The 18,494-nt window shown below is 70.1% G+C and carries 16 protein-coding genes; 7 read left to right on the forward strand and 9 right to left on the reverse strand.

Annotated features, from left to right (window positions below; translation table 11 throughout):
* Positions 1-21 precede the first annotated feature (21 nt).
* From GVY64_RS24850 to GVY64_RS24860, 3 genes are all read right to left on the reverse strand, one after another.
* A complete protein-coding gene (locus GVY64_RS24850) occupies positions 22-465 on the reverse strand; it encodes an SRPBCC domain-containing protein (protein ID WP_159845934.1) in 444 nt (147 codons plus the stop codon).
* 498 nt (positions 466-963) lie between these two features.
* The gene (gene bioD, locus GVY64_RS24855) at positions 964-1,638 is read right to left on the reverse strand and encodes a dethiobiotin synthase (protein ID WP_159845937.1); all 675 of its coding nucleotides are present in this window, start codon (positions 1,636-1,638) and stop codon (positions 964-966) included.
* Positions 1,635-2,783, reverse strand: coding sequence for an 8-amino-7-oxononanoate synthase (locus tag GVY64_RS24860; RefSeq protein WP_159845940.1), 1,149 nt, complete (start codon positions 2,781-2,783; stop codon positions 1,635-1,637). The genes bioD and GVY64_RS24860 overlap by 4 nt, the downstream gene beginning before the upstream one ends.
* Before the next feature lie 114 nt (positions 2,784-2,897).
* On the opposite strand from GVY64_RS24860, the gene GVY64_RS24865 reads away from it, so the two are divergent.
* Positions 2,898-3,227, forward strand: coding sequence for a hypothetical protein (locus GVY64_RS24865; RefSeq protein WP_159845943.1), 330 nt, complete (start codon positions 2,898-2,900; stop codon positions 3,225-3,227).
* On the opposite strand, the gene GVY64_RS24870 is transcribed toward GVY64_RS24865, so the two are convergent.
* On the reverse strand, positions 3,214-3,696 hold the full coding sequence (locus GVY64_RS24870) for a MarR family winged helix-turn-helix transcriptional regulator (RefSeq protein ID WP_159845945.1): 483 nt from the start codon (positions 3,694-3,696) through the stop codon (positions 3,214-3,216). The two genes, GVY64_RS24865 and GVY64_RS24870, sit on opposite strands and share 14 nt — an antisense overlap.
* Positions 3,697-3,757: 61 nt before the next feature.
* On the opposite strand from GVY64_RS24870, the gene GVY64_RS24875 reads away from it, so the two are divergent.
* A complete protein-coding gene (locus GVY64_RS24875) occupies positions 3,758-4,129 on the forward strand; it encodes a cupin domain-containing protein (protein ID WP_159845948.1) in 372 nt (123 codons plus the stop codon).
* Positions 4,130-4,133: 4 nt separating this feature from the next.
* Here the strand turns inward: GVY64_RS24875 and GVY64_RS24880 are convergent, their stop codons facing one another.
* A complete protein-coding gene (locus tag GVY64_RS24880; RefSeq protein WP_159845951.1) occupies positions 4,134-5,414 on the reverse strand; it encodes an adenosylmethionine--8-amino-7-oxononanoate transaminase in 1,281 nt (426 codons plus the stop codon).
* Positions 5,415-5,580: 166 nt separating this feature from the next.
* Between GVY64_RS24880 and GVY64_RS24885 the strand changes: the two genes are divergently transcribed.
* The 3 genes from GVY64_RS24885 (at position 5,581) to treY (ending at position 11,372) form a co-directional block, all read left to right on the forward strand.
* Positions 5,581-6,516: a bifunctional helix-turn-helix transcriptional regulator/GNAT family N-acetyltransferase gene (locus tag GVY64_RS24885; protein WP_159845954.1), complete on the forward strand. Its 936-nt coding sequence runs from the start codon at positions 5,581-5,583 to the stop codon at positions 6,514-6,516.
* A gap of 291 nt (positions 6,517-6,807) precedes the next feature.
* A complete protein-coding gene (gene glgX / locus GVY64_RS24890; RefSeq protein ID WP_159845957.1) occupies positions 6,808-8,928 on the forward strand; it encodes a glycogen debranching protein GlgX in 2,121 nt (706 codons plus the stop codon).
* A 35-nt stretch (positions 8,929-8,963) separates the two neighbouring features.
* Positions 8,964-11,372, forward strand: a complete 2,409-nt coding sequence (gene treY / locus GVY64_RS24895) for a malto-oligosyltrehalose synthase (RefSeq protein WP_236567150.1) — start codon at positions 8,964-8,966, stop codon at positions 11,370-11,372.
* Here treY and GVY64_RS24900 read toward each other — a convergent pair.
* A complete protein-coding gene (locus GVY64_RS24900) occupies positions 11,358-12,569 on the reverse strand; it encodes a DUF2235 domain-containing protein (RefSeq protein WP_159845963.1) in 1,212 nt (403 codons plus the stop codon). The two genes, treY and GVY64_RS24900, sit on opposite strands and share 15 nt — an antisense overlap.
* A gap of 92 nt (positions 12,570-12,661) precedes the next feature.
* Complete coding sequence (locus GVY64_RS24905) at positions 12,662-12,895, reverse strand: hypothetical protein (protein WP_159845966.1); 234 nt, start codon at positions 12,893-12,895, stop codon at positions 12,662-12,664.
* 87 nt (positions 12,896-12,982) lie between these two features.
* On the opposite strand from GVY64_RS24905, the gene GVY64_RS24910 reads away from it, so the two are divergent.
* Both GVY64_RS24910 and ilvA read left to right on the forward strand, forming a co-directional pair.
* A complete protein-coding gene (locus GVY64_RS24910; RefSeq protein WP_159845969.1) occupies positions 12,983-13,417 on the forward strand; it encodes a nitroreductase family deazaflavin-dependent oxidoreductase in 435 nt (144 codons plus the stop codon).
* A gap of 66 nt (positions 13,418-13,483) precedes the next feature.
* On the forward strand, positions 13,484-14,848 hold the full coding sequence (gene ilvA, locus GVY64_RS24915) for a threonine ammonia-lyase IlvA (protein WP_159845972.1): 1,365 nt from the start codon (positions 13,484-13,486) through the stop codon (positions 14,846-14,848).
* A gap of 251 nt (positions 14,849-15,099) precedes the next feature.
* On the opposite strand, the gene GVY64_RS24920 is transcribed toward ilvA, so the two are convergent.
* Complete coding sequence (locus GVY64_RS24920) at positions 15,100-16,350, reverse strand: serine hydrolase domain-containing protein (RefSeq protein WP_201298138.1); 1,251 nt, start codon at positions 16,348-16,350, stop codon at positions 15,100-15,102.
* 113 nt (positions 16,351-16,463) lie between these two features.
* Entirely contained in the window at positions 16,464-18,203 is a 1,740-nt protein-coding gene (gene treZ, locus GVY64_RS24925) for a malto-oligosyltrehalose trehalohydrolase (protein WP_159845975.1), read from the reverse strand.
* Positions 18,204-18,494 lie beyond the last annotated feature (291 nt).

Genomic DNA, 18,494 nt, shown 5'->3' on the forward strand with positions numbered 1-18,494 from the left:
TCGCCACGAGCCCGCTACCGCTCAGCGAGCCGCCTCGGCGATCGCCGCGAGTTTGCCGAGTGAGATCCGCCAGCCGAGTTCGTTGTCCTCGGGGGTGATGGCATCCGGAAGACCTTCATGCATCGCCACGACATCGGTGCCGCCCCCGGCGTCACCGAGTACGTAGGTGATGGTTTGCTTGCCGGTCGCCGCGGGATCGTCGGTCTCGACCTGGATGACCCCCACCACCTGCTCGTCCGGGATCAGCCGGGCGAAACGCCCGTGGTAGGTGTCGCCGGTACCGGTGGACTCGTCGGCGGTGAACGTGATGCGGAACACGCCGCCTTCGGTGGGATCGAATTCGTGCACGCGGCTGGTCATTCCATCGGGCCCCACCCAGTGCCGCACCGATTCCGCGTCCAACAGCAGGCGGTAGACAGTCGCGCGGGGCGCACGCACGTGCCACCGGATCCATGTCGCGGTCATGCGTCTCACTCTAGGCAGCGGCACCGACAGACTCAGCAGCGCTTCACGCCGAGACGGGCCGACCGAGGGCTGAATCATTCGGCCCGGCGGAGGACCCGGCCCCACCCGGCTCCACCGTGGGGCCCGGACATGGCAGCGGCGCCCGGACTTCCGATGAACTCGGCGAACTCGCCCGCTCCCGACCCCGGACGCGGCAGCGCATTCCGAACTTCCGAACGATTCGGCGAACTCGCCCGCTCCCGACCCCGGACGCGGCAGCGCATTCCGAACTTCCGAACGATTCGGCCAACTCCTCCGCTCCCGACCCCGGACGCGGCAGCGCATTCCGAACTCCCGAACAACGCGGCCGACACCTGCGCCCCAACCCGGACGCGACCAGCCCAAGACATCCGCACAACTCGAACTCCTCCGCCCCGGACCCCGGACGCGACCACGCACCCGAACTGCCGCACAACTCGGCGAGTTCGTCCGAGGTTCACCCCGCGGGCGCAAGACTCGTCAGCGGAACGGCGACCACGCGGGATCGAACCAGCCCGGGGCGGCGGCGGTGAATCGCGCGCGCTGCCAGCCGCCCGCGCCCTCCGGCACCGAGCCCACCAGGTCGACGCCCGTGACACGGGGCAGATCGGTGCGGTTGCACTCGGCGGCCAGGTCCGGTTCGGCGGGCCAGGAACCGATCACCAGGCCCGCGCATCGCACGCCCGCCGATTGCAAGGCGCGGGTGGTCAATTCGGTGTGGTTGAGCGTGCCCAGCCCGGCGGCGGTGACCAGCAGGACGGGCGCGCCGAGTTTCTGTGCGAGGTCGAGCAAGGTGAAATCGCCTAGGCGCACCAGCAATCCGCCCGCGCCCTCGACCAGGACGAGGTCGGCGTCGGACATGGCGTCGACGGCGGCGGCGGTGTCGGCGAGGGTCAGTTCCGGCAACCCGGCGCGGCGGGCGGCGGTGTCGGGCGCCAGCGGGTCCGGGTAGCGGGCGAGTTCGACGGTCCGGGTGACGCCGGACAGCCGCTGGATCTCCGCGAGGTCACCGGGTTCGTCTGCCGCGACACCGGTCTGGCCCGGCTTGCACACCGCCACCGATCGACCGTTGGCCCGCGCCGTGGCGGCGACCGCCGCGGTGACGACGGTCTTGCCGACGTCGGTGGAGGTTCCGGTGATCAGCAGGACGGTCATGCGGGCACCGCCTCGCGCGCCTCGGCCAGTACGTCACCGAGCACCGTCGCGATGGCCTCGAGTTCGGCCGCGGTGAGATTCGCCCGCGCGGTCAGCCGCAGTCGCGACGTGCCCTCCGGAACCGTCGGCGGGCGGAAGCAGCCCACGTCCAGTCCGCGCGCCCGGCACGCCTGGGCGGCGTCGAAGGCCACCTGCGCCGGGCCGAGCACTACCGGCACCACCGCCGAGGGGGGCGTGGGCACACCGGCGATCCGCGCGATGTCCGCGGCGCGAGCCAGCACCCGCCCGGCCCGTTCCGGTTCGGCGCGCAGCACGCGCAGGGCGGCCCGCGCGGCGCCGACGGCGGCGGGCGCGAGACCGGTGTCGAAGATGAACGTGCGCGCGGCGTCGACGAGGTGGGCGCGCACCCGCGCGCCGGCCAGCACCACGCCACCCTGCGCGGCAAGGGATTTCGACAAGGTCGCGGTGATCACCAGGTCCGGCGCTCCGGCCAGGCCCGACTCGTGCACCAGCCCGCGCCCGCCCGCGCCGCGCACGCCAAGGCCGTGCGCCTCGTCCACCACGAGCACCGCCGCGTTGGCCCTGGTCACGCGGTGCAGTTCGGCCAGCGGGGCGAGGTCGCCGTCGGCGCTGAACACCGAATCGGTGAGCACCAGCGCACGGTCCTCCGTTCGCTCCGACAACAGCCGGTCCACCGCCGCGACGTCACGGTGCGGCGCGATCTCCACCCGGGCGCGGGACAGGCGGCACGCGTCCACCAGCGACGCGTGGCTGCCCGCGTCGGAGACCACGAGCGAGCCGCGCCCGGCGAGCGCGGTGACCGCGCCGAGGTTGGCCGCGTATCCGGAGGCGAACACGAGTCCGGCTTCGGCGCCGACGAATTCGGCCAGCTCGGTTTCCAGCAGTTCGTGCTCGGTGGTGGTGCCGGTGACCAGGCGCGACCCGGTCGCCCCCGCGCCCCAGCGGCGCACCGACTCGATCGCGCCCTCGATCACTTCGGGATGGTGGACCAGGCCGAGGTAGTCGTTGGAGGCGAGGTCGATCGATGTCGCCTGCGGGGCGCGCGGGCGCAGTTCCCGGCGCAGTCCCGCGGCCACGCGCGCGGCGGCGCGTTCGTCCAGCCAGCTCAGCGGATCGGTAGTCACAGCTGAGCAGCATACTTGAACACCGTTCAGGACGCCCGCTGGTACCGTGGAGCAGTCGTTGGTGATGGTCACCGGCCCGCGGTGACGAAGTTTCACCGGGGAGGAACACGGCGGATGCCGCGGTGGGCGATAGTCGTCGAGGAAACAACGGGCTCGGGCGAGCACAAGCGCTGGTCACCCCGGATTCTCATGGAAGTGGTCGGCACGCGCGCCCAGGCACTGGCCAAGCTGGCCGGGGTACTGCCCACCTACACGCCAGAGCATCCCAAACTGCGCGGCCGCCGCATCGTCCTGCGCGACGGCGACACCTATCTGCTGATGGTGCGCGGCTGGTCGGACGATTACCACTGCATCTTCCGGGTCTGGGAGATGGTGTCGGACAGCGATCGTCCCGAGATCGCCGGGAACCCGCCCGGCGCGCACGGGCGGCTCACGGACCGGTGAACCAATTCGGCGTGTCGAGCCGGAACAGTTCGCCGGGCGTCAGCTCGCGCAGATCGCGTTCCAACGCGGCCAGCCGGTCCGCGCCGAGCCGCTCGGCCCAGCGATCGCGGATCCGGTCGAAGGTGCGCGCCGATCGGGTCAGCACGTCCGCAGCGCGTTCGGTCAGCGTGTAGACCTTGCGCCGCGCGTCGGTCGGATCGTGCCCGCGACGCAGGTAGCCCAGCCGCTCCAGCGCCTCGATGTGTTTGCCCGCGGCCTGTTTCGAGACGCCGAGCGCGCGCCCGAGGTCCGCGGCCGTGCACCCGTAGGGCCCGCCCGCACGGCCGACCGCCTGGAAGACGAAGCCGTGCATCGGCCGCAACGCGGCGTGCCCGTGCTCGGCCAGGTCGGCGTGCACCTCGTCGATCACGGTGCGGAAACCGAGCAGCATGCGCAGCGGCAACTCGTAGCCACCAGCGTCACTTGACATGATGGACAACCTCGTTGACTATATGGACAACCATGTTGTCTATCTTAGAGGTGGTAGCCCGATGACCGTCATCCGACACTCCGACACCCGCCGCACCGAGACCCCCGGCGGCGTCATGACCACGCTCGCCTCCCCCACCCAGGGGGGCTCGCAGCTCGCACTGTGGCGGGTCGAGGTCCCCGCCGACACCGCGGGACCGCTGCACTTCATCGACGCAGAGCAGATCTGGACCGTCATCGCGGGACGGATCGACGTCACCGTCGACGGCACGGAACTCACTGCGGCCGAGGGCGATACGGTGATCCTGCCGCCGAATGCGCTGCGGCAGGTGCGCACCGCGGACGGCTTCACCGCCATCGTCACCGCACCGGCGGGCGCGCGAGCGGGCACCCCCGACGGCGACGGCACCATCGTCCCGCCGTGGATCGCCTGACCGGTCACCGACCGTCCTGCGCGGCCACCGCGGCGCGCATCCCGGCAGTGATCGTGGCGATGTCGGCGGAGGTGCTGATGAACGGCGGCATGGCGTACACGAGGTTGCGGAACGGGCGCAGCCACACCCCGGCGGCCACCGCGGCGTCGGTCGCGGCGCGCATGTCGACCGGGCGCTCCAGCTCGATCACCCCGATCGCGCCGAGCACCCGCGCGTCGGCCACGCCCGGCAGGTCGCGCACCGCAGCCAGGCCCGCCGTCAGCTCCGCCTCGATCCGGGCCACCTCACCGCGCCAGTGGCGCGAGCGCAGCAGCTCGATCGACGCGACGGCCACCGCGCAGGCCAACGGGTTGCCCATGAAGGTGGGTCCGTGCATGAGCCCGCCGTGCGCCGCGCTGATCGTCTCGGCGATCCGCGCGGTGCACAGTGCGGCGGCGAGGGTGAGATAGCCGCCCGTCAGCGCTTTGCCGACGCACATCACATCCGGGCTCACCCCCGCCTGGTCGGCGGCGAAAAGTGTTCCGGTGCGGCCGAATCCGGTCGCGATCTCGTCGAACACCAGCAGCACGCCGTGTTCGTCGCACAGCCTGCGCAGATCGGTGAGGTAATCGGGGTGATGCCAGCGCATCCCGCCCGCGCCCTGCACCACCGGCTCCACGATGACCGCCGCGAGTTCGCCCGCGCGCGCGGCGATCAGGCGCTCCAGTTCCGCCGCATACTCCGGCTGATAGTCACGCGGCGGCACCGGCGCGAACACCTGGTCGGCCAGGATGTCCGTCCATAGCGAGTGCATACCGCCCTCCGGGTCGCACACGCTCATGGGGGTGAACGTGTCACCGTGATACCCGCCGCGCCAGGTGAGCAGGCGGCGCTTCTCGGGTTTGCCCAGCGAACGCCAGTACTGCAGGCACATCTTCACCGCGACCTCGACCGAGACCGAGCCGGAGTCGCACAGGAACACCTTGTCCAGCCCGGCCGGTGTCGCTTCGACCAGCAGCTCGGCCAGCCGGGCCGCCGGCTCGTGGGTGAGCCCGCCGAACATCACGTGGCTCATCCGCCGCGCCTGGTCGACCAGTGCGGCGTCGAGCGCCGGATGCCGGTAGCCGTGGATCGCGGCCCACCAGGAACTCATGCCGTCGACCAGCTCGCGCCCGTCGGCCAGGGTCAGCCTGGTTCCCGCGGCCGAGGCCACCACCAGCGGTTCGGTCGTCGCGGGGAAGCCGCCGTAGGGATGCCAGACATGCTCGGCGTCGAGTGCGGTGATCTGGTCGATGGTCAGTGCCACAGGAATCCTCGCGTCACGGCCCCGGCCGTCCGGGGCGGCTTGAACGCCGTTCAAGTTAGCATCCGAGCTGGGCGGGTGACCAAGGGTGGGGCGAAGTTCTGCCGTTTCCGCACTCGGCGGCAGCACCTCGGAATATTCTTTGACGAAGTCAAAGATTGGAGCCGACGTGACCGCTGCCGCGCCCGCCGACATCGCCGCCGTCCGCGAATTCAACCGCCGCTACACCCGGGTGATCGGCGTCCTGCGCGAAGGACTGCACGACAGCCGATACTCGCTCACCGAAGCCAGGATCCTGTTCGAGCTGGCCACGTCCGAGACGATCGAAGTGGTCGCGCTGCGGCATGCCCTCGACCTCGACGCCGGCTACCTCAGCCGCATCCTGGCCCGCTTCGAACAGGGCGGCCTGGTGCGGCGCAACCGCTCCGGCAGCGACGGCCGACGCCAAGAGGTCCGGCTGACCGATCGGGGCCGGGAGGTCTTCGCGACGCTCGATCAGCGCTCCAGCGACGAGGTGGGCGCGTTGCTCGACGCGCGGCACCCGGCGGCCCGCGCCCGGCTGATCACCGCCATGCGGACCATCCAGCAGATCCTGGACCAGCCCGCCGACCCGCCCTCGTGCACGCTGCGCGCGCCGCGCTCCGGCGACTACGGCTGGGTGATCCAGCGTCACGCGGAGCTCTACGCGAACGAATACGGCTGGGACGAGACCTACGAGGAACTGATCGTGCGCATCGTGGCCGACTACCTGGCTTCCCACGACGAGCGGCGCGAGCGCGCCTGGATCGCGGAGTCCGACGGCCGTCCGGTGGGGAGTGTCTTCTGCGTCCGCGAGGACGACAGCACCGCGCGGCTGCGGCTACTGCTGGTGGAGCCCACCGCCCGTGGCCTCGGCGTCGGCACGTCGCTCGTCGAGGAATGCCTGCGCTTCGCCGCCGCGGCGGGGTACCGCGAGATCGTCCTGTGGACCAACGACGTCCTCACCGCAGCACGGCGCGTCTATCAACGGGCCGGGTTCGAGCTCGTCGAGCAGAGCCCGCATCACAGCTGGGGACACGACCTGGTCGGCCAGACCTGGCGGCGCTCGCTCACGCCCGCGGACTGACGCGCACCCCCAAGGCCTCCGTGCGGTGAATCGTCGCCGATCACGAGGCCTGCCGGTTGCGACGAGGGCGTACGCCTCCCCGCTCACCGCGCGCCGATGTCCCGACAGATCCGCCCGCCGCCGCGGCACTGGGAGATGTTCCGGCTCTGGCACCACCTGGACCGCGGCCCGCCTCGCGATACTTCTCGGCTACCGCCGCCGCCGGCTGGAAAACCCTTCCGACCTCCTCTGATCAACTCGGCCACAACCACCCGCACAGCCGGACGCCCGGCTGCCGCTACTGTCGTTGCCATGGCTCAGCCCGACGCAGCGCCCGGCGACGCGACACCACTGGGTGTCTGGCCCGGCACCGCCTATCCCCTCGGGGCCACCTACGACGGCGCGGGCACCAATTTCTCGGTGTTCTCGGAGGTTGCCGACGCGGTCGAACTCTGCCTGATCGAGGGGGACGGCACCGAGACCCGGATCGCGCTCGACGAGGTCGACGGCTATGTCTGGCACGCCTATCTGCCCGGGATCGATCCCGGGCAGCGCTACGGGTTCCGGGTGCACGGCCCGTACGACCCCGACCGCGGCCTGCGCTGTGATCCGAGCAAGTTGCTGCTCGATCCGTACGGCAAGGCCTTCGACGGTGACTTCGACGGTCACCCCTCGCTCTACACCCACGGTCTGGACTCCCTCGGCCACACCATGACCGGCGTGGTGATCAACCCGTACTTCGACTGGGGCGCCGACCGTGCGCCCAACCGCCCCTATCACGAGACGGTGATCTACGAGGCGCACGTCAAGGGCATGACGATGACCCATCCCGAGGTGCCGGAGGAATTGCGCGGCACCTACTCCGGCATCGCGCACCCCGCGATCGTCGACCATCTGAAGGGATTGGGCGTCACCGCGATCGAACTGATGCCGGTGCACCAATTCCTGCACGATCGCGTGCTGCTGGATCAGGGATTGCGAAACTACTGGGGGTACAACAGCTTCGGCTACCTCGCGCCGCACAACGAGTACGCGACGATGGACCGCGCCGGGTCGGCGGTCACCGAATTCAAGGCGATGGTGCGCGCGCTCCACGCCGAGGGCATCGAGGTGATCCTCGACGTGGTCTACAACCACACCGCCGAGGGCAACCACCGCGGCCCCACGATCGGTTTCCGCGGCATCGACAACGCCGCCTACTACCGCTTGGTCGATGACGACCCCTCGCACTACATGGATTACACGGGCACCGGCAACAGCCTCAACGTGCGTCACCCGCACACCTTGCAGCTGATCATGGACTCGCTGCGCTACTGGATCCTGGAGATGCACGTCGACGGCTTCCGCTTCGATCTGGCCGCGACGCTGGCGCGGGAACTGCACGACGTGGACCGGCTCTCGACGTTCTTCGATCTGGTGCAGCAGGACCCGGTGGTCAGCCAGGTCAAGCTGATCGCCGAGCCCTGGGACGTCGGCGAGGGCGGCTACCAGGTGGGCAACTTCCCCGGCCTGTGGACGGAGTGGAACGGCAAATACCGCGACACCGTCCGCGACTACTGGCGCGGTGAACCGGCGACGCTGGGCGAGTTCGCTTCCCGGCTCACCGGTTCCTCGGACCTGTACGAGGCCACCGGCCGCAGGCCCAGCGCCAGCATCAACTTCGTCACCGCGCACGACGGGTTCACGCTGCGCGACCTGGTGTCCTACAACGAGAAGCACAACGAGGCCAACGGCGAGGACAACCGGGACGGCGAGAGCTGGAACCGCTCGTGGAACTGCGGCGCCGAAGGCCCGACCGACGATCCGGGCATCCTCGCCCTGCGCGCCCGGCAGAGCCGCAACCTGCTGGCGACGCTGATGCTCAGCCAGGGCGTGCCGATGCTCGCGCACGGCGACGAGATGGGCCGCACTCAGCACGGCAACAACAACGTCTACTGTCAGGACTCACCGCTGGCCTGGATGGACTGGTCGCTGCGGGAGGAGAACGCCGATCTGCTCGAATTCACCCGCGCGGTGGTGGCGTTGCGCACCGAGCACCCCGTCTTCCGGCGCCGCCGCTTCTTCGCGGGCGGGCCGATCCGGTCGGCAGACAACGCCCGCGACATCGCCTGGCTCACCCCGTCCGGCGAGGAGATGACCGAAGCGGACTGGGACAGCGGATTCGGCAAGTCGCTGGCGGTCTACCTCAACGGCGAGGCGATCCCCGAACCCGGCCCGCGCGGCGAGCGGATCACCGACGATTCGTTCCTGTTGTGTTTCAACGCCCATGACGCGGCCATCGACTTCGTGCTACCGAGCACCGGCGACGGCACGGAATGGTCGGTGGCGCTGGACTGCTCGACGCCGACCGGCCTGGCCGACGCCGGGTATCCCGGCGGCGCGACCGTCGCCGTCGAAGCTCGCTGTCTCCTCGTCCTCCGCCAGGCCGCCTGACCCGAATGCCGATGAACGCACCCGATTCCACCGAGATGCACGTGACCGACCCGGTATCCCTGCGACGCAAGCCCGCACTCCAGACCACGATCCGCAGCGCCTACCGGCTACAGCTGCGCCCGGACGCGCTGACTTTCGCCGAAGCGCGCGCCATCGCGGAATACCTACAGCAGCTGGGCATCTCGCACTTGTACCTGTCGCCGATCCTGACCGCGACGCACGGTTCGACGCACGGCTACGACGTCACCGACCCGACCACGGTCTCCGCCGCGCTCGGCGGCCCGACCGGACTGAAGGCCCTCGCCGACGAGGTGCGCAGCCGTGGCATGGGACTGATCGTGGATCTGGTGCCCAATCACGTCGGCGTGGCCGATCCGCGGCAGAACGTGTGGTGGTGGGACGTCCTGCGCAACGGCCAGGAGTCGCGGTTCGCGCCGTACTTCGACATCGACTGGAGCCCGGGCAACGGCGCGGGCGGACGACTGGCGCTGCCGGTGCTGCAGAGCGAGAACGACCCGGCCGCGTTGACCGTGGACCGCTCCGGCGCCGAACCCATGCTCGCCCTGCACGATCTGCGTTTCCCGATCGCGCCGGGCACCGACGGCGACAACGCCCTGCGCATCCACGACAAACAGCACTACCGGCTGGTGAGCTGGAAGGCCGGGCTGTGCACCTACCGGCGGTTCTTCGCGGTCAGCAGCCTGGCCGCGATCCGGCAGGAGAACCCCGAGGTCTTCGAGCTCACCCACCGGGAGCTCGCCGCGTGGTGCGAGCACGACCTGATCGACGGCGTGCGGATCGACCATCCGGACGGCCTGGCCGATCCCGCCGGATACCTCACCCGACTGCGCAGGCTGATCGGCCCGCACCGGCTGCTGCTGGTGGAGAAGATCCTGGCCAATCGCGAGCCGCTGGACGCGACGCTGCCGATCGACGGGACCACCGGCTACGAGGCGCTGGCCGACTTCGGCGGCGTGCTGATCGATCCGCGCGGCGAGCACGCGCTCACCGAACTCTCGCGCCGCGTCGCCGGGCACGGCAGCGACCGGGCCTGGATCGGTGAGACCGAGCACCGGATCAAGCGCGCGGTCGCGGAGACCATTCTGGCGCCGGAGATCCGGCGGCTGGTGGCCGCGATCAAACAGGACGCGAACGCCGAGAGCTTCGACACCATGGCGCTGACCAACGCCACCATCGAGGTGCTGGCGTTCATGCCGGTGTACCGAGCCGACTACGCGCCGCTGGCCGGGATGGCGGGCGCGGTGATCGCCGAGGTGGAGAAGCGCAACAGCGAGCTCACCGTGCCGCTGGCGGTCCTGGTCGCGGCACTGGCCGCCGACGGGGCCGCGGCCGTGCGCTTCAGCCAGGTCTGCGGCGCGGTGACCGCGAAGGCGGTCGAGGACACCATGTTCTATCAGGCCGCGCGGCTGGTCTCGTTGCAGGAGGTGGGCGGCAACCCGGCGCGTTTCGGTCACTCGCTCAACGAGTTCCACCTGTCCATGAGCCAGCGCGCGCAGCTGTGGCCCGCCACCCTGACGACGCTGTCCACCCACGACACCAAACGCGGTGAGGACGTGCGCGCCCGCATCGGCGTGCTGTCGCAGGCCGCGGAGACCTGGGCGCGCAACGTCGACTCGTGGCTGGAGACGGCCCCGGCACCGGACGGCGCGACGGCGCTTTTCCTGCTGCAGAACATGTTCGGCGTGTGGCCCGCGGACGGCAGGCCCGCCGCCTCGGTGCCGGGCCTGCGCGAACGGTTGCACGCGTTCGCCGAGAAGGCGATGCGGGAGGCCAACACCAAAACCTCCTGGGAGGAGCCGGACGTCGAGTTCGAGACCGCCGTGCACGCCTGGCTGGACACCGTGATCGACGGTCCGGTGGGCTCCGAACTCGGCGACCTGGTGCACGAGCTGGCCCCGCACGCCTGGTCCGACGCGCTGGCGCAGAAACTGCTGCAGCTGTGCGGGCCGGGCATCCCGGACGTCTACCAGGGCTGCGAGCTGTGGGAGGACTCCCTCGTCGACCCGGACAACCGCAGGCCGGTGGACTTCGCCGCCCGCGCGGGCATGTTGCAATCGCTCACCGGCACACCGGCGCTGGACACCACCGGCGCGGCGAAGATGTGGATCGTCGCCTACGCGCTGTGGTTGCGCCGCGAACGTCCCGACTGCTTCGTCGGCGGCGCCTACCGGCCGCTGTTCGCGACCGGTGACCACGCGAGCAAGGTGGTGTCCTACGCACGCGGCCGTACGGGCGAGCCGCCCGAGGTCATCGTCGCCGCCACCCGCCACAGCGTGAGCCTGGCCGAGACCGGGTGGGGCGACACGTTCCTCGACCTGCCCGCGGGCAGCTGGACCGATCGGCTGACCGGGCACACCTTCCAGAGCAGGGCGCGGCTGGAGAAGATGTTCGGCAGGCTGCCCGTCGCCCTACTGGTGCGCTGAGAGCTCGAGCGCGGACGCGTCAGCCGGCACGGGCACGTGCTCGAGTTCCTTCGCGAATACGCCGCGGACCTGCTCGAAGGTCTTCTCCGGGATCACCCCGCCCAGCTCTTCGCGCCAGCGCCGCAGGTTCGCGGGCTGGTAGTCCAGCGCGTCCTGCGTACTGGCCGACAGCCGGACGCCCTGATCGGTGGGCGTGGCGATCCGCCGCCAGGAGTCCCAGTGGAAGCGGGTGCTGCGTGGATTGCGCAGCGTGCGCAGCACGTTCAGGATGCGGTAGCCGATGCTCAGCGAATCGTGCAGCCGCATGTGATCGCCGTCGGCGGTGTCGCAGCGCTTCGACAGCGCGGCCAGCCGGTCGCGGTCGAAGGCCAGACCGACCGACTCCGCCTCGCGGACCATCCACTGCAAGGTGGCGTCGGACAGACCGCACTCGGCGTAGCCGCCCCCGATATCGCTGTGCACGCCGGGGAACCACACCTGTTTGACCCGCTCGAACCCGCGCCGGTACTTCACGGTCGGTTCGACCGGCACCTCCCACACGGACGGTTCGAAGTTGCGTCGCCGCTCGTCGATGGCCAGTGCTTGGCGGGCGCAGTGCACGTGGCGCGAGAGCTTGACATCGTGGAAGCGGTGGCGCAGCGAGGTGATGCCGGGGACGCCCAGCGCGCCGACGGTGTCGAACACGCCGAGGAAATCGATCTTCGCTCTCCGACAGTGCTTGCGGCGGAACTCCTGCCACTCCGGCGGCTCCGCCGGGTCCGGGTCTTCGGGCGTGGGCGCCGGCGGACGCTGCCGGTAGATGCCCAGGGCTTCCGGGTACTTGCCCTCGATCATCGCCTCCGGGGTCATGATCCCGATGCGACTGATCAGGCCGGCCAGGCTGCGCGCGGTGAACGCGCCGCGACTGAAGCCGAAGATGTAGATCTCGTCGCCCTTCTCCCAGTTCAAGGCGAGATGCCAGTAGGCGGACGACAAGTTCGCCTCGAGACCGAGGCCGAAGGCGCCGCCCATCAGGCGATCGCTGAGAAAGCCGCGCGCGCCCGGACCGGAAACATAGGTGACCCACTGCTGGATCGTCTCTCCCGCAGGCCCCGGCGCGTCGAACCGGATCGTCTGCGCGATCTTGACAATATTCGAAACCGTGCTGCTCGATTCGGCCTTCCAGGTGCCGTCGCAACATACAACCAGGCGTTTCATGCGCTGATCCTCCCGCTGGTATCCCACCGAAACCCGCGTACTCGACTACTCGAATTCATCGCGTGAGACGGGAGAGCGTTAATGCGGAGGACTTACGGCGTGCCGCCGGACCGGTCGGCGAGACCCGCGAACGCCATGCCGATCAGCCACCGGGCCGCGCCGAGCGCCGCCGCGACGAGGACCGCGATCTGCAACGAGCCCGTGATCAGGGCGAGGACCAGGCAGGTCACCAGCCCGACGACCAGTGCGTCGAGCTTGTAGGCCGGCCACGCGGAGCCCGCGATGTCGATCGTGGTGCCGCGCGCCGAGGAGTGAACGACCGCCATCTCCTCAGGGTAGTCGGAATCAGAAGTTCGGGCCAGCGAACTTTTGTCGCAGGGAACACAGCGAATCGCTGCGGCGTTGCCGCAGACATGCCATTGACAGGTGAATACGAACCGAGCACATCCGACTGGGCCCGCGAGCAAGCCGAGAAGTACGAGAACTCCGGCGGCACCGAGGGCGCGACCTTGCAAGGCAAGCCGATCATCCTGCTCACCACCAAGGGCGCGAAGAGCGGCAAGCTGCGCAAGACGCCGCTGATGCGGGTGGAGCACAACGGCGAGTACGCCGTGGTCGCCTCTTTGGGCGGCGCGCCGAAGCACCCCGTCTGGTACTACAACATCAAGGCCGAACCCCATGTGGAACTGCGCGACGGCGCGGTCAACAAGGACTACACCGCGCGCGAGGTCTTCGGCGAGGAGAAGGCGCAGTGGTGGGAGCGCGCGGTCGAGGTGTGGCCCGACTACGCGAACTACCAGACCAAGACCGACCGTCAGATCCCCGTCTTCGTGCTCACGCCCAGGTAGCTCCTGCGCAGGTAGCCTGCGTGTCGCCGCCACCCGCCGCAGGTCACCGCGGCGGCGGGTGGCACCATGATTCGGGTGTCCGATCCGCTTGATGTCCTCGACGCATTGTCCGCTTCTCGCCCCGCGCTCACCGCGGACGAGATCGATGCTGCTCACAAGCGAATTGCCGACGTCATCGATCCGACCCCGCTACAGCGCAGCGAGCGACTGTCCCAGCTGACCGGGGCGAACGTCTATCTGAAGCGCGAAGACCTCAGCCCGGTGCGCTCCTACAAACTGCGCGGCGCCTACAACTTGGTGATCCAGCTGTCCGAGGACGAGCGCGCCGCGGGCGTGGTCGCGGCCAGCGCGGGCAATCACGCCCAAGGCGTCGCCTTCGCCTGCCAGGCGATGGGGATCAAAGGCCGCATCTACGTGCCGACCACGACGCCGAAGCAGAAGCGTGACCGCATCCGGGTGCACGGCGGCGAGTTCGTCGAACTGATCGCGGTCGGCGAAACCTACGACGCCGCCGCCGCGGCCGCCGCCGCCGACGTGGAACGCACCGGCGCCACCATGGTGCCGCCGTTCGACGACACGCGCACCGCGGCCGGTCAGGGCACCATCGCCGCGGAGATCCTGGAGCAGCTGCCCACCACGCCCGACCTGGTGATCGTGCCGGTGGGCGGCGGCGGTTGCCTGGCCGGGATCGGCACCTACCTGCGGACACGCTCGCCGCAGACCGCCATCCTCGGCGTGGAGCCCGCTGGCGCGGCCTCGATGACGGCGGCGCTGGTGGCGGGCGGTCCGGTCACGCTGCCGGAGATCGATCCGTTCGTGGACGGCGCCGCGGTGCGCCGGGTCGGCGCCGTGCCGTATGCCGCGGTGTCCGGCTTCGGCGGGCGGGTGGTCTCGCACGCCTCGCTGCCGTTGCTCACCATCACCGAATCCCCCCGGGGCGCGGGAGCTTTCCAGATGATGCAGGTCGACGAGGGCGCGATCTGCACGACCATGCTCGACCTGTATCAGAACGAGGGCATCATCGCCGAGCCCGCGGGCGCGCTCACCACCACCGCGCTGGCGGAGATCACCGTGGACCCGGGCTCGACGGTGGTGTGCCTGGTCTCCGGCGGCAACAACGACGTGTCCCGCTACGGCGAGATCATCGAACGCTCCCTCGTGCACAGCGGCCTCAAGCACTATTTCCTGGTGGATTTCCCGCAGGAACCCGGTGCGCTGCGCCGTTTCCTCAATGAGGTGCTCGGCCCGGACGACGACATCACCCTGTTCGAGTACGTCAAGCGCAACAACCGGGAGACGGGCGCGGCGCTGGTCGGCATCGAGCTGGGCGCGCCGGACGGACTGGCGCCGCTGCTGGAGCGGATGCGGCATTCTCCGATCCAGTGCGAGCGCCTCGAGCCCGATTCCCCGGCCTACCGATACCTGACCTGAGCCGGAATCCGGCGCGTCAGGGCGTGTAAGCGTCTACACCACGTCTGCCCTTCGATCACGCCACCGGTACCGAATGCCTGACGCCCTCGGACTTCGCGCTGCGGGTCCCGGCCACTTCGGACATCACGCCACCGGTGTATCGGCACGTCGCGCCGCCTCGGCCCCCGGTGGCGGACGTCCTCACGCCCTCTCGAAACGTCACCACCGGTGTATCGGGTGCCTCGATCCCGCTCGGGCATCACGCCGGGCGCTCAGGCCGCCTTGGGCGTCTCTGTGGCCGGGATCCGGCGGCGGGACGAGCGCAGGCAGTTCAGCATGAGCGGCAGCAGCCAGAACGCGGCCGACTGGTCGTAGCTGAGCTGGGCGGCGGAGAGCCGGTTGTGCACGAAGCCGACCGACAGGCCCAGCCGTGGTTCGGCCCAGCCGAAGGAGCCGCCGAGGCCGATGTGCCCGAACCCGGCGTGGGCGCCCGGCATCGGCAGCGAGTGGTAGCCGAGGCGCCACATCATCGGCAGGTAGAACAGCGCGCGATCGGGCTGGTACGTCTCGATGCGGCGCAGGGCCTTCATGGTGTGGCGACCGAGGTACCTGCGGTCGGCCACGGTGCCGTCGCCCGCGAGCGCGCCGTACATCGTGGCCAGCGCGGGGGCGGTGGCCACACCGTTGCCCGCGCCGAGTTCGGTGTCCAGGATCGGCGGGCTCACGCCTTCCAGAATGGCTTCCAGACCTGGCAGGAACAGGCAGCGGGTGGCGGCGCCGAGCGCGCCGGGGATCCGGTGACTGCGGCCGAGAACCGCCGCGCCCAAGGGTTTTCCGAGCGCGCTGAGCTGGGTGCCCGCCAGCGGGGCGTAGGTGGTCGGCGCGCCCGCGGGCGGCTTGCCCAGGTGCAGGCCCTCGATGCCGAGCGGCTCGGCGACCTCGGTGCGGATCAGCTCCCCCAGGCCGATGCCGGTGATCGAGCGAGTCAGGCCGCCGACCAGCCAGCCGAAGGTGAGCGCGTGGTAGGTGGGAACGCCGAGCAGGCGGTCGGGCTTCGCCGCGGCCAGGCGCTGCTCCATGAGTTCGTGATCCAGCACGTCGGCCAGGCCGCCGGTGGCGATGGGGGCCAGCGCGGACAGTCCGGCCCGGTGGGTGAGCAGATGCCGAACGGTGATCTTGCGCTTGCCGTTGGCGCCGAACTCCGGCCAATATTCCGCGACCGGGGCGGAGTAGTCGAGCAACCCGCGATCGGCGAGCCGATGCACGACGGTGGCGGCGATCCCCTTGGTGGCCGAGAAGATGATCGTGCCGGTGTCCCTGGTCCACGGAGCGTCACCGCCGGAGCCGACCCAGATGTCCACCAGCGGCTCTCCGTGCCGGTGCAGCGTGAACGCCGCGCCCGCACCCCGGCGAGTGCCGAACGCCCGTGCGAAAGCGCGCACGAACGGTGCGAATTCGGCGGCAGCGCTGCCACCCATCCCCGGGGGAAGAACCGCAAGGTCCCCGGAAGCGACGTTGCTCATCTCTCCACGGTAATGGCAGGGGACGACTCCGGCAAAGTACCTGTCTCGGACAGTTGTACGCCCGTTACCGGGCAACCGCTCGAAAGACCGCCGCGAGCTGGGTTTCCACGCCCTCAGCGCGGGCCGGGCGGGGCGGTTTCCAGCAGGGTGAAGGAGTGGCCGGGAACGGTTGTGGCGGAAGGGCCGATCGTCGGGGACTCCCAGGACAACAGCGGGATGCCCGCGATCGGCACCGCCACCTGGTCCTCGCCGAGGTTGCACACCAGCGCCAGCGTGCCCCGGCGCACGACGATCCATCGGGCGGCCTCGTCGTAGTCCACCGAAACGTGGGTCAGCCAGGGGTCACTGAGCTCCGCCCGGTCCCGGCGCAGGGCGAGCAGGGCTCGATAGCAGGACAGCAGCCGGGCGTGCTCCGGTTCGTCGGCTTCGGCCCAGTCGAGCTTGGAGCGCAGGAACGTCTTCACGTCCTGCGGGTCCGGCACCTCGCCCGCGGGCCAGCCGTGGGCGGCGAACTCCTTCTTGCGCCCGGATGCGGTGGCCGCGGCGACCTCTGGATCGGTGTGCGAGGTGAAGAACTGGAACGGCGTGCGCGCCCCCCACTCCTCCCCCATGAACAGCATCGGCGTGAACGGCCCGCACAGCACGAGGGCGGCTTTGATCGCCAGCTGCCCGTCGGTCAGATAGGCGCTCGGGCGGTCGCCGAGCGCCCGGTTGCCGATCTGGTCGTGATCGCAGGTGTAGGCCAGCAGCGCGCTGCCCGGGATCAGGCTCCGATCGATCGGGCGACCGTGCGTGCGCCCGCGGAAACTGGAATACGTTGCGGCGTGGAAGAAGCCGTGCTTCAGCGTGCGGGCCAGGCAGCGCAGGGAGCCGAAGTCGGCGTAGTAGCCCTGCCGTTCGCCGGAGACGGCGGTGTGCACGGCGTGATGCAGGTCGTCGTTCCACTGGGCGGTGAGGCCGTAGCCGCCGGCCGCGCGCGGGGTGATCAGCTTCGGATCGTTCAGGTCGCTCTCCGCGACCAGCGTCAGCGGCCTGCGCACGTGGGTGGCGAGCCGCTCGACGGCGACCGACAGTTCGGCCAGCAGATGTGTGGCGGTGCGGTCTACGAGAGCGTGCACCGCGTCCAGGCGCAAGGCGTCGATGTGGAAATCGCGCAACCAGCGCAGCGCGTTGTCGAGGATGTGGGCGCGCACGTGATCGGACTGCGGGCCGTCCAGGTTGAGGCTCTGGCCCCAGGTGTTGCGGCCCTCCGTCAGGTAGGGCGCGAAGCGGGGCAGGTAGTTGCCGGACGGACCGAGATGGTTGTAGACCACGTCCAGGCAGACCGCCAGCCCGCGCAGATGGCAGGCGTCCACGAACCGCTGCAAGCCATCGGGCCCGCCGTAGCTTTCCTGCACCGCGTACCAGAGCACGCCGTCGTAGCCCCAGTTGTGGGTGCCGTCGAAGGCGTTCACCGGCATCACTTCGACCACGGTGACGCCAAGCCGGACCAGATGGTCGAGCCGTTCGATCGCGGCGTCGAAGGTGCCTTCGGGAGTGAACGTTCCGATGTGCAGCTCGTAGTAGACCGCCCCCGCCTGCGGCCGCCCGGTCCAGTGCGCATCGGTCCACCCCGCCGGATCCAGGGTGTGCAGGGCCGAACGGGCGTGTACTCCGTCGGGCTGGCGCGGGGAGCGTGGATCGGGCAGGACGGTCGGGTCGTCGTCGAGCAGGAAGCCGTACCTGGCACCGTCCGCGGCGGGCACGTCGGCGCGCCACCACCCGTCCGGCGACCGCCTCATCGAGTGGACGACACCTTCCAGATCCAGTCGCACCGCCTCCGGCCGCGGCGCCCACACCTCGAACCTAGTCACCGCGCCAGCATCGCACGGGCACGCCCGGCCCGCCGGATACGGACACCGGCCTCGGGCGCAGCCGTCCCGAGCTCACGCAACTGACCGAGTCACTTCACTCGGCCAGCACGACCATGGTCTGCGACCGACAGTGCCGCGCCGAGACGCGCACCACTCGAGCGGGCCGCCTAGCTGTACCCGGTCAGGACGTTGGTGACAGCGTGTCGGGTTGATATGGCGAGAACCTCCGGGTGGGGTGTGGCTTGTCGAAGGTCACGCCCACGGACCCGGAGGTTCTCGTGTCTCACGGTA

The sequence above is a fragment of the Nocardia sp. CY41 genome (assembly GCF_009829325.1).
Taxonomy (GTDB): domain Bacteria; phylum Actinomycetota; class Actinomycetes; order Mycobacteriales; family Mycobacteriaceae; genus Nocardia.